Source organism: Pseudomonas sp. FP603, from assembly GCF_030687415.1.
Lineage (GTDB): Bacteria > Pseudomonadota > Gammaproteobacteria > Pseudomonadales > Pseudomonadaceae > Aquipseudomonas > Aquipseudomonas wuhanensis.
On the sequence record NZ_CP117431.1, the window covers coordinates 3,117,735 to 3,130,031 of the forward strand.

Sequence of the window (12,297 nt, forward strand, 5' to 3'; positions counted from 1 at the left end):
ATAAAAAGAAGGATTCTTTAATGACGACTGCATTTACCAAACTGCACGCTGGCCTGATGGCGGCGGTCCTGGCTCTCGGGCCGATGACGCTGGCCAACGCCAAGACGCCGGCCGATCAGTTGATCGTCGGCATGAGCATGGTCAATCTGTTCTCCATCGATCCGGCCAATGCGCCCGGCCTGGATGCGTCCGGCGTCAACGCCAACCTTTACGACACGCTGATCAAGCGAGATCAGGGCAACCCGGAAAAACACTTGCCGCAACTGGCCGAGCGCTGGGCGATCAGCGAGGACGGCAAGCAGGTGACGTTTCATCTGCGTCAGGATGTGAAGTTCCACTCCGGCAATCCGCTGACCGCCGAAGACGTCGCCTGGTCGCTGTACCGGGTGATGAAACTCAACTTCGGTCTGGCGACGACCTGGAAAGCCTACGGCTACAACGTCGATAACATTCAATCGCTGATCCGTGCCAGTGATGCCCACACCCTGGTTATCGATTTGCCGCAAACCATGGACCCGCTGCTGTTGGTCGACTCGCTGGCGATCTCGCCCAGCGCCGTAGTGGTGGACCGCAAGACGGCATTGGCGCATGAGAAAAATGGCGATCTGGGTGCCGGCTGGCTGGTGACCAACGAAGCTGGAAGCGGCCCATTCGTACTGACCAAATGGACCGCCAATGACTCTCTGCTGCTGACCCGTTTCGACGGCTATTGGGGCGGTGCGGCCAAGCTCAAGCGCGTGGTGGTAAGGCACATGACCGAATCCCAGTCGCTGCGCCTGATGCTTGAGCGCGGTGACCTCGACTTGGCTTATGGCATGGCGGCACCGGATATTCGCGCCATCGACGGTTCGGAAAAAATCCAGGTGCAGTCGTTGTCGCGCGGCACGATGTACTACGTGGCGATGAGCATGAAGCAGCCTGAGTTCGCCAAGCCCAAGGTGCGCGAAGCGGTGCGCAACCTGATCGACTACAAAGGCCTGGACGAACAGGTGATGCCGTATTACGGCAAGCTCAATCAACAACCGATGCAACTGAGCCTGGAAGCGCGTCTGCCGGATCCGGGCTATCACATGGACGTGCAGAAGGCGAAAAAACTGCTTGCCGAAGCCGGTTACCCCGAGGGTTTCAGCACCACCATTCGTACGTTGTCGGAGCCACCCTTCATCGACATCGCTGCGCGCCTGCAAGCGACGCTGGCCGAAGGCGGGATCAAGGCCAGCATCGTCACCGGCACCGGCAATCAGGTGTACGGCGCGATGCGTGCGCGCAATTTCGAGATCATCGTCGCCCGTGGCGCCGAGCGGTATCCGCATCCGTATTTCAGCCTGCGCACGTTTGCCTACAACCCCAACAACAGCGATGACGCCGGCTTGCCGAACTTCCAGGGCTGGCGTGCCTCGTTCTTTAACCCGCAGCTCAATAGCCTGATCGACCAGGCCGGGGTCGAGCGCGACGGGGCGCAGCGGCTCAGCCTGTATCACCAGGCGCAGGAACTCTACGACCAGCAGATCGGGCCGATCCTGATGATTTCGCAGATGACCGACACCGTGGTCAGCGCTGCCGACGTCAAGGGGTTCGCTGGCGATGATGCCGAGGCGACGCGTTACCTGGGCGTCTACAAGCAACGCTGAATGCGGCCGGGCGTGTCTGCGGACGCGCCGGGTGATCCTGAATTCAACCCGAGAACATGCCAATGATTGCCAACATGTCTTCTACCGACTCCAACGCCAAGCGGCAGGTGGATCGCACCCCCGGGTCCAGCTTCGATGCCTTGTGCAAGAGTGGCCTGAAAGTGCTGCACCACCTGTTGCGTAACCCAATGACCCTGGCCGGGCTACTGGTCGCGATGCTGTTGGTTGTGGTCGCGGCATTTGCCCCCTGGATAGCCACTCATGATCCGGTGGCGCAGAACCTCGCCAACGCGCTACAGGCGCCCGGCGCCGCTCACTGGTTCGGCACCGATGAATACGGCCGGGATATCTTTAGCCGGCTGGTCTATGGCTCACGCATCACCCTGTACATCATCACGCTGGTCACGGTGATTGTCGGTCCTATCGGCTTGTTTATCGGCACGGTCTCCGGCTATTACGGCGGCCTCGTGGACACGGTCTTCATGCGCTTGACCGACATCTTCATTTCCTTCCCCAGCCTGGTATTGGCGCTGGCGTTTATCGCGGCCCTGGGTCCTGGCCTCGAACACGCGGTGGTGGCGATTGCCTTGACCTCCTGGCCGCCGATTGCGCGGCTGGCACGGGCCGAAACCCTGTCGTTGCGCAAGGCGGATTTCGTCGTGGCGGTCGAGCTGCAAGGTGCTTCGACATCGCGAATTATCCTGCGGCACATTGTCCCGATGTGCATGTCGTCGGTGATTATCCGCCTGACCATGAACATGGCCGGGATCATCCTCACCGCCGCGGCGTTGGGCTTTCTCGGCCTGGGCGCCCAGGCACCGTCACCGGAGTGGGGCGCGATGATATCGACTGGTCGCCGCTACATGCTTGAGTGCTGGTGGCTGGTGGCTGTTCCAGGCGCGGCGATCATGCTGGTCAGCCTGGCCTTCAACCTGTTGGGCGACGGCCTGCGGGACATTCTTGATCCGCGCAGCGAGTAACCGGAGGCTGTATGTCTGCAATCAAATTGAACGTCGAAGGGCTCAATGTGCGCTTCGTCAATGGTCAGAAAGAAACCCACGCGGTACGGGATGTGTCCTTCACCCTGGGGCGCGAAAAACTGGCCATCGTTGGCGAGTCCGGTTCGGGCAAATCAACTGTGGGACGCAGCCTGCTCAAGTTGCACCCGGCCAGTACCCGAATCACCGCCAAGGCCATGCAGTTCGGTGAAGTCGATTTGCTGTCGGCCAGTGAAAAAGTCATGCAAAAGATTCGCGGTCAGCGCATCTCGATGATCATGCAAGACCCCAAGTACTCGCTGAACCCGGTGGTCAAGGTCGGCGACCAGATGCCGAGGCGTACCTGGCCCACCACAAGGCTAGCCGCAGCGAAGCCCGCGAGCGGGTGATGGAAATGCTGGAAAAGGTGCATATCCGCGATCCGCAGCGGGTCTACAACCTGTATCCCCATGAGGTCTCCGGCGGTATGGGCCAGCGCATCATGATCGCGATGATGGTCATCACTCGTCCGCAAGTGATCATCGCCGATGAGCCGACTTCAGCCCTCGACGTCTCGGTGCGCCAGCAAGTGCTCAGCGTGCTCGAAGAGTTGGTTGAGCAGCAGGAGATGGGGCTGATTTTTGTCAGTCACGACCTCAATCTCGTGCGCAACTACTGTGACCGCGTGCTGGTGATGTACGCCGGGCGGGTGGTGGAATCACTGGCTGCCTGCGACCTGCAACACGCCCAACATCCCTATACCCGTGGCCTGCTGGCGGCATTGCCGAGCATGGACAATCGTCGCGAACGATTGCCGGTGCTGCAACGCGACCCGCTCTGGCTGACTTGCTGAGGAATTGACCATGCCCATGATCCAAGCACACGCGCTGAACCTGAGTTTCGGCGTTGGTCCGGCCCTCAATCAAGTGCTGCACGACGTCAGCCTCAGCGTTGCCGATGGTGAATCCTTTGGCCTGGTAGGGGAGTCCGGCTCGGGCAACACCACCGTGCTGCGCTGCCTGGCCGGGCAGTATCGGCACTGGAACGGCGAGCTGAGCATTGCCGGTGTACCGTTGCAGCACAAGATTCCCAAGGCGCATTTCCGGCAAGTGCAGATGGTTTTTCAGGACCCCTATGGTTCCTTGCATCCACGCCATACGGTCGACACTGCGCTGCGCGAGCCGCTGATTATTCACGGGGTAGCGGACAAGGACGACCGGATCAGCGAGATCCTGCTCAAGGTGGGTTTGAACGACAGTTACCGCTATCGCTATCCGCATCAGTTGTCCGGCGGTCAGCGCCAGCGAGTGGCGATTGCCCGTGCGTTGATTCTTGAACCCAGGGTCTTGCTGCTGGATGAGCCGACGTCGGCACTGGATGTTTCGGTGCAGGCGGAAATCCTCAACTTGCTGGCGGATCTGCGCCAGCGCGAGAAGCTCACGTATTTGATGGTGACCCACGATCTGGGTGTGGTGACGCACCTGTGTGATCGGGTGGCGGTGATGCAGCAAGGCAAGATCGTTGAACTGCTCGACAGTAAGGCACTCAGTCAGGACCTGGCGACCCACGCCTATACAAGAATGCTGGTGCAGGCCAGCCGTGATTTCAGCCAAGAGTCCGAGCGCCAGATGGCCGTTTGAACCGACCGATTTGCGGAGAAACAACCATGCCCCATTGCCTCATCGATTGCCCCGTAACCCTGGCCCAGCGCGTCGGCGAGCAGACCCTGCTGGCCACCGTGCACGATGCCCTCGACGCCTTTGGCGTATTCAAGCCGGGGGATATCAAGGTTCGACTCAACGGTTTTGTCCATTACCGCTGCGGGTCTACCCAGGATGATTTCGTCCATGTGGCCCTATACCCTGTTTGCCGGGCGCAGTGCCGAACAGCAACGCAGCTTGGCTTCGGCGGTGTTGGCCGCATTGGTGGGCCTGCTGCCAGACGTCGAAGCCTTGTCCATGGATGTAAGGGAAATGCCAAGGGAAACGTTCGTCAATCGTAGCCAATACCTCGAAGAAACCGGGCTGTCGGCCTGAACCCGTGGGGTCAGGCCCCCTGGCGTGATGACTGGCAAAGACAAGGAAAACGACATGCCGTATCAACCTCCCGCTGTTGCTCTGCCCAAACACTTTCTGGCGCGGTCACTGATCGCCGCCCTGGCCGTGAGTTGCAGTCTGTCATCGTGGGCGCTGCAAGCACCGTCGAAACTGCAAGTGCCGACCCTGGCCTTTGATGATCAGCAGATCATCCTGGTCTGGGAAAAACCTGCTGATCACACCGACATCAAGGACTATCGGGTCTACGCCAACGGCGTCCTGCTGGGCAACAGCAACGCCAACAATGACCGGGTATCGCCGGCCAAGCCCTATATCGACCGCTTCTACGAGCAGGACACCGCGAACTTCCACTACCGCATCGGCATTCACAGCTACACAGCAGCCCAAGGTCTCAAACCCGACACCTCATACCGTTTCACCGTGCGTGCAGTGGGTGCCGATGGCAAGGAATCAGCTGACAGTCCAGCCCTCGTGCAACGTACGACGAAGGTTGCAGCGGTGTTCGACGTGAAAAAGTACGGCGCCAAGGGCGACGGCAGCAGCCTCGATACCCTGGCCATCCAGACTGCGATCGAAGCCTGTACCGTTGGCTGCAAAGTGTTGTTGCCCAAGGGCATCTACAAAAGCGGCGCGCTTTATCTCAAAAGCAACATGACCCTGGAAATCGCCGAAGGAGCGACACTGCTGGGCTCCGAACGCGCCGAAGACTATCCGCTGGAGGGTTACATTCAGTACCCGTATTCGAGCACGGTGCGCCCGGCCTCGCTGATCAACGCCTTGCCGCGTGATCCGCGTCAACACCAGTCGTTCGAAAATATCCGTATCGTTGGCAAGGGCACCCTTGACGGTAATGGCTGGAAGCGGCGCACCGATATCGTCGACGAGCGTGGTCAGCCATTACCGTTCTACCTGCCCAGTGATAACACGCGCTACCTGCAGGACGGCATCCTGGCCAAGGCTCAAGTCGAGCAAGCGGTGGCGCGTGGCATGAATGTCAAGGATGCCTACGGGCAGATGCGTTCTTCGCTGATCACCCTGCGCAATGTGAAAAACGTTTTCTACGGCGGTTTCACCGTGTTGAATCCGGCGTTCCACGGGATCATGAACCTGGAGACCGAAAACGTGGTGCTGGCCAACACTACGCACAAGACCTATGACGCCAACAACGGCGACGGTATCGAGTTCGCCAACAGCAAAGGCGCGTTGGTCTTCAACAACTTCTTCGACACCGGCGATGACTGCGTCAATTTCGCGGCTGGCACCGGTGCCGATGCGGTGCATCAAAAGCCGCAGGAGGATGCGTGGATCTTCAACAACTACTTTCGCAAAGGTCATGGCATGGTGGTTGCCGGCAGCCACACGGGGGCCTGGATTCAGAACATCCTGGCCGAGGACAACGTCTCTGACGGCACCGATGCGGGATTGCGAATGAAAAGTACAAACTTCATGGGGGGCGGGGCGCGGAACGTCACCTTCCGCGATTCGGCGATTCGCAATACCGTCAAACAGGCCTTCATTTTCACCCTCGACTACAATGATCCGAACGCCAAACTGGATTACCAGCGTTCAACAGTCCCGGGGCAATTCCGGGATATTCGAGTCGCTGATGTGAGCGTCGAGAATGCGCAAGGCAAGGCGATCGAGGTCAAGGGCGATAGTCAGAGCAACGCCTGGCATCAGGGTTTGGTGTTCGAACGCGTACGCTTCAGTGGCCCGGCCAAGGTGCAGATCGATGGGTTGAAGGATTCGCAGTTCGACAGCGTTGTATTCAGCGAGACGGGCGGGGGGAATTCATGGCAAGTGAGTAATAGCCAGGGTTTGTCTTTCAACGCGGTGGACCCGACGCCGCCATAGTCGTTGCTTGGAGTGCAGGTCGATGAACTTGCGCGGAGAATAAGCCATGAAGTTAATCTCGGTGACGCCGAGTTCAAAGCTGGACTTCTAGCCGCCAAAGTCGTCAATTGGCTATAGGTAGAATCCAATAGTGTAGCCTGGAATCACTCCTTCTTGGCTCTTGATACACCTTGAAAACAAGTCCAGAATTGAGTCTTTTCCTGCTTCGGCAAGAAAAGAAACCCCTTAGATTTCAATGGGCCGGACGCTAGATACGAGTCTCGTTTCCCGCTCCAAGCATTAAAAAATGGATCTCTGAAAAGAGGTCCATTTTTTTCGTCCAAAGAAAAGTCTTTCTTTGACTTTTGCCGCGCGCCGCCGCTGAAAACACTCAGATCCAGCCCCAATGGGTACATTTTCCAGTACATCAATCCGGTGCTCGGAGCGCCGCGAGTATCAGCGCCTGATATCGCTGGCGTGATTGATCGCCGAACTGCATCGCACTGGGTGCATGTCGAGATCAGACTCGCACGTGGCGCGCTCAGGCTACTTGTTTTCAACGTAAGACGCGTAAGGTGACGCGTCCTTTCATGGCTGTGCGTAGCCGTGATGACTGATTTAGAAGCTCAGGAGCGTTTGAGGCGCGCCGCTTTCAAGAAGCGGAAACAGGAAGAAATGATGATCGCCTGACCCTCAGTCAGTACGCCCTAACGTCGATCACCAGAGAATAACAAAACGATGAATAGCCTGAACTCGAAAGATTCGAATGGTCAGTTGGCACAGGGTTTCAAGCCGCGTCACGTCACAATGCTTTCCATCGCGGGGATTATCGGCGCAGGTTTATTCGTTGGGTCGGGACATGCCATCGCTGCCGCCGGTCCGGCGGTGTTGCTGGCTTATCTGTTCTCCGGCCTTTTGGTCGTTTTTGTCATGCGCATGCTGGGCGAAATGGCGGTTGCCAACCCGGACACCGGATCTTTCTCTACCTACGCCGACCAGGCAATCGGGCGTTGGGCGGGCTTCACCATCGGCTGGCTCTATTGGTGGTTCTGGGTTCTGGTGATACCGATCGAGGCGCTCGCGGCTGGCCATGTATTGAACCAATGGTTCCCACAGATCGATACTTGGTTGTTTGCTTTAGTGTCGATCATTCTGCTGGTCGTGACCAACCTGTTCAGCGTGTCGAAATATGGCGAGTTCGAATTCTGGTTTGCGATGGCCAAGGTCGTGGCAATCATCGGATTCATCGGCCTTGGTTTTGCGGTGTTGATGGGTTGGATTCCCGAGCGGGAGGCCAGCGGGTTGAGTCGACTCATGGAGGAACATGGCGGGTTTGCGCCCAACGGCTTGTCAGCGGTTGTAGGGGCATTCATCACCATCATGTTCAGCTTCATCGGGACAGAAGCGGTAACCATTGCAGCCGCCGAATCCAGCAACCCTGCGCAGAACATTGCCAAAGCCACACGCTCGGTGATCTGGCGCATCGGAGTGTTCTACTTACTGTCCATTTTCGTGGTCATTTCCGTGGTGCCCTGGAATGATCCGTTGCTGGCGTCCGTGGGCTCTTACCAGCGGGCGCTGGAGCTGATGAACATTCCCCATGCCAAATTGCTGGTGGATGTGGTGGTGTTGATTGCCGTGGCCAGCTGCATGAACTCGTCGATCTATATTTCCTCACGCATGTTGTTTTCGCTGGGCAAGCGCGGTGATGCACCGGAGCCGATGAAGGTAACGTCATCGGCGGGCGTGCCGAGGGCTGCGGTAATCGCCAGCACCGTACTGGGCGCCGGTGTGACCTTGTTCAGCTACTTCATGCCCGCCGGCTTATTCCAGTTTCTGCTCGCCAGCTCCGGTGCCATTGCGTTGCTGGTGTACCTGGTTATCGCAGTGTCGCAATTGCGCATGCGCAGGATTCTGCTTCGGCAGAACGTCACGTTGACCTTCAAGATGTGGTTGTTTCCCTGGCTCACCTGGTTGGTCATTGCCTTCATCTGCGCAGCGCTGGCGGTGATGATGGTGACGCCCGAGCACCGTATGGAGGTTTCTTCGACCATCGTCCTGGCGTTGGTGATTTCCTTTATCGGCCTTGTGACCACGCGTCATCATGGGCAGCCGCAGAGGGCGGTGTCGGCGGAAAGTGTATAGCAGCCTGATCATGGCCGTGAGCTGTCGGCGGCGATTTCGGAGATGTTCGTCTACGAACGCATCCGCAATGAGCAGGACCAGCAGACTTGAGCAAAGCCATGAACAGGGTGCCGCGTATCGAAGCGGGCACCGTTTGGGTCAACGCTCACGTATTGCTCGACCCTGCGATGCCGTTTGGTGGCGTTAAACAATCCGGTATGGACCGTGAGTTTGGTCACGCGGTTATTGAGGCTTACACCGAGCTGAAATCGGTGTGCATCGCGCACTGATTCAGCTGGGTGGTGAAGATACTCGAAAAAGATGGCTACCCTGTTGTGGCCGCCGCCAATCCATTGCGCAGTGTGAAGAGCGATGGCGCTGCTGTTTCCGCATTGCTGGCGGGCATCAAGTCTCCCGTTGTGCTGGTTGGCCATTCCTACGGCGGCAACGTCATCAGCGAAGCGGCCAACGACCGAGCCAATGTAAAGGCACTTGTTTACGTCAGCGCCTTCGCGCCCGAGGCGGGCGAAACCGTCGCCGGGCTAGCCGGCAAATTCCCGGGGAGTACTCTCGGCCCAGCCCTTGCGGCGCCTGTCGTGCTGGCTGATGGCGGCAAGGATTTGTACATCCAGCAGGATAAGTTCCACGTGATGGTTTCAAATCCGGAACCGGTAGCCCGATTGATTGAAAAAGCGGCGCGGCAATGTGCTTCCTGCGGGCGCTCGAACCGGCTTCCCCGGAGCGAGGGCCTACTCGAATAGTTGTAAACGCTCATCCTCCGACGTTTTTCAAGAGCTGCGGCTACGCGCATCAAAGCGCAGTGGTCAGCGGTCGAGATGTTTTAATTCACTAAAAGTTTTATTGACTAAAAAACAATACCGGGTAATTATTTCCCTGCATCTGCTCTCACGCAGAGTCATTTTTCAGGGGCAACCCGATGAATCAGAACACCGTGCCGTTGCTGGCCAGTCTTTACAACGAGACTAATGAATCGTCACTCGACGGGCGCATGACGCCTTTGCTGATGCAGGGTTTTCCGGCCGAACCGAAACGCCGCGTCACGTGGAACAACTGGATGCGCCCGCCGTTCAATCAGTGGGGCTTCCGCAATCTGGCGCGCCTGCGGCCCTCCATTGATGTGCAGGCGGGTTGTGGACCAGTCAGTGCGCTGACACAAACACCAAAGGCGCTGGATCAACTGCACTTCGACAGTGAATGTGGTCTGAGCGTCAGTGTCATCGATCACCTGGTGGCCAGTCACACCGACGCTTTTATGGTGATGCAGGGCGACGCCGTGCTGTTCGAGCGTTACTTCAACGACCAGCGTCCCCAGGACCGGCACGTCATGTTCTCGGTGACCAAGTCGCTGATCGGCACCCTGGGGGAGCAGTTGGTCTGCGATGGCATCCTCAATCCGCAATTGCCGGCGGCGTTTTACGTGCCCGAATTGTTGGGTAGCGCGTTTGGCGATGCCACGGTGCGCCAGCTGTTCGACATGGCTGTGGGCATCGACTACAGCGAAGTCTATGACGATCCCAACTCCGAGAGTTCGCAGTACGGCTACGCCTGTGGCTTCCAGCCGGCACCGGCGCAATACGCTCAGTTCGAGTCGCTGTATCAATACCTGCCGTCGCTGAAAAAACGCGGCAGCCACGGCGGCTTTTTCCATTACGTGACTGCCACCACCGAAGCCCTGGCCTGGGTCATGGAGCGCGCCTCGGGCAAGGCCTGCGATCAGTTGCTGCAAGACATCTGGAGCCAGTTGGGGTGTGAGCGCGACGGCTACTTCATGGCTGACCCTTGGGGGCGCAGTGTCGCCGGTGCCGGTTTCAGCGCCACCTTGCGCGACATGGCGCGGTTCGGTCGGCTGCTGGCAAACGACGGTCGCCATGATGGGCAGCAGTTGCTGTCGAGCGAGACCCTCGCACGCCTCTTCGCCGGCTCCGATCCCACGATCTACGCCGAAAACACCGAGTTCTCCCACTGGACCCCCGGCGCTTCCTACCGCAGCCAGTGGTACGTCTTCAACGACCACAGCCAAGCGATCATGGCCGGTGGCATTCACGGCCAATACCTGTTCGTCGACAAGCCGTCCGGCGTGGTGATCGTCAAGCAGTCATCGCTGACCGAGGCCGTCAGCCCATTCGATGCTGACAGCGTGCGCATGCTGCGTGCCATCGCCGCGCACCTGACTCACTGAAACGCCCCATAACGACAAGAATCTTGCGTCCTATTCGCCTGGCTCGGCCAGGTGTTGGCGGCGCTTTGCACCGCCATTTACTGCCCTGTAACAACAATAATCACACAGGAGCTTCATATGGTTTTCATGACGCGTTTCTCTCGAGCGCTCTTGGCGGTCGGTTTACCCCTGACCACCCAAGTCGCGCTGGCGGGCTACACCTTCGAGGACGGCAACCTCAAGGGTGAGGTCAACCTCACCGCCGGTGGGGCGACTCTTTCCACCCGTAACGTCAACTTCGGCAGCGGCCGCGTCGATGCGCGCAGCGGCAAGAATGGCGGTACGAAAATCGACTGGCAGGAGTTCTACGTCAAGCCCGGCGTCAAGCTGGAATACGCCCTGCAGCCAGACTTCAGCCTGTTGGCCGGTGGCTCGCTGGTTGCAGCGACCACCTTTGGCGATGGCGATGCCGGCGGCTTCACCCGCAGCTCTGATGGTGATGTAGCCACCGAAGAACTCTACGGCGGTTTCCGGGCCGGGGAGTGGACGCTCACTGCCGGCCGCCAGAACTACATGATCGGCACCGGCTTCATCGTCATGGACGGTAACCTCGATCAGCTCAAGGACGGCGCCTACTGGCTTGGCCCCAGAACCGCCTTCAAGGATTCGGCCATCCTGGCTTGGGATCATGGCGCATTGAAAACCCAGGCCTTCACCTTGCGAGTCGACGATGATCTGGGTGACTTCCGCATGACCGGCGCTAACCTGGATTACAACCTCGACGACCAGGTGACGCTGGGGGCCATGGCAATGAAGGTCAATGCCCTGGGGCCCAAGGGCAGTACACTGCCACGACGCCGCGACGGGATGCAGGTGTACAACGTGCGTGCGTTGAAGGCCAAAGTACCGGGCGTGCCGGACCTGACCCTGAATGCCGAATACGCTGTGGAGCGGGGCAGTGGTGAAGGCGTGGATTACGCTGCCAACGCCTGGTATGGCCAGGCGGATTACGCCTTCAACACGTTGCCGCTGACCCCGGTGATCGGCTATCGCTACGCCAGTTTTTCCGGCGACGACAACCTCGCCGACAACCGGCAGAAAGCCTGGGAGTCACTGAGCAAGGGCTTCGTCGACTGGAGCACCTGGCTGGTGGGGGATGTCGTCGGCAACTACCTGCTGTTCAACAGCAACGAAAACGTCCAACAGTTCTCGCTCAAGACCCACCTCAATGAAACGCTGACCCTCGGCGCGATCCACTATCAGTTCTGGCTGGACGAGAAAAACTACATGGGGGCGCCGGTCAGTGATCGGCGCTTTGCGGACGAGAGTGTGGTTTTCCTCGACTGGACCCCGACGCCGTCGTTCTATACGTCGCTCTCCTATAACTGGGTCAAGCCCTTGGCCGCTGCCAAGCAGGTGTTCGGCGATGACCAGAAATTCAGTGCACTCGAACTTTACTTCACCTACCGCTATTAAGTGTCGCGAGCCGCCGCGGC

The 12,297-nt window shown here is 58.7% G+C and carries 8 protein-coding genes and 4 pseudogenes; all 12 read left to right on the plus strand.

The window, feature by feature from the left end; translation table 11 throughout:
• The first annotated feature begins 20 nt into the window (after positions 1-20).
• Positions 21-1,631, plus strand: coding sequence for an ABC transporter substrate-binding protein (locus PSH65_RS14585; protein ID WP_305426702.1), 1,611 nt, complete (start codon positions 21-23; stop codon positions 1,629-1,631).
• 62 nt (positions 1,632-1,693) lie between these two features.
• A complete protein-coding gene (locus PSH65_RS14590; protein ID WP_305426582.1) occupies positions 1,694-2,611 on the plus strand; it encodes an ABC transporter permease in 918 nt (305 codons plus the stop codon).
• A gap of 11 nt (positions 2,612-2,622) precedes the next feature.
• A pseudogene (locus tag PSH65_RS14595) lies at positions 2,623-3,461 on the plus strand (ABC transporter ATP-binding protein).
• Between the two features lie 10 nt (positions 3,462-3,471).
• Complete coding sequence (locus PSH65_RS14600; protein WP_305426703.1) at positions 3,472-4,248, plus strand: ABC transporter ATP-binding protein; 777 nt, start codon at positions 3,472-3,474, stop codon at positions 4,246-4,248.
• A gap of 207 nt (positions 4,249-4,455) precedes the next feature.
• Positions 4,456-4,644: a hypothetical protein gene (locus tag PSH65_RS14605; RefSeq protein ID WP_305426704.1), complete on the plus strand. Its 189-nt coding sequence runs from the start codon at positions 4,456-4,458 to the stop codon at positions 4,642-4,644.
• 54 nt (positions 4,645-4,698) lie between these two features.
• A complete protein-coding gene (locus PSH65_RS14610; RefSeq protein ID WP_305426705.1) occupies positions 4,699-6,519 on the plus strand; it encodes a glycoside hydrolase family 28 protein in 1,821 nt (606 codons plus the stop codon).
• A gap of 717 nt (positions 6,520-7,236) precedes the next feature.
• Positions 7,237-8,643 carry a GABA permease gene (gene gabP, locus PSH65_RS14615; protein WP_305426706.1) on the plus strand — a complete coding sequence of 469 codons (1,407 nt, stop codon included), beginning with the start codon at positions 7,237-7,239 and terminating at the stop codon, positions 8,641-8,643.
• Between the two features lie 6 nt (positions 8,644-8,649).
• Positions 8,650-8,727: pseudogene (locus PSH65_RS31830) on the plus strand (hypothetical protein); the annotation flags it as partial.
• 14 nt (positions 8,728-8,741) lie between these two features.
• A pseudogene (locus tag PSH65_RS14620) lies at positions 8,742-8,912 on the plus strand (aldehyde dehydrogenase family protein); the annotation flags it as partial.
• 3 nt (positions 8,913-8,915) lie between these two features.
• Positions 8,916-9,326, plus strand: a pseudogene (locus PSH65_RS14625) (alpha/beta fold hydrolase); the annotation flags it as partial.
• Positions 9,327-9,559: 233 nt separating this feature from the next.
• Entirely contained in the window at positions 9,560-10,822 is a 1,263-nt protein-coding gene (locus tag PSH65_RS14630; RefSeq protein WP_305426708.1) for a serine hydrolase, read from the plus strand.
• Between the two features lie 117 nt (positions 10,823-10,939).
• Positions 10,940-12,277 (plus strand): hypothetical protein, encoded by a 1,338-nt coding sequence (locus PSH65_RS14635; RefSeq protein WP_305426709.1) that lies wholly within the window; start codon positions 10,940-10,942, stop codon positions 12,275-12,277.
• Positions 12,278-12,297 lie beyond the last annotated feature (20 nt).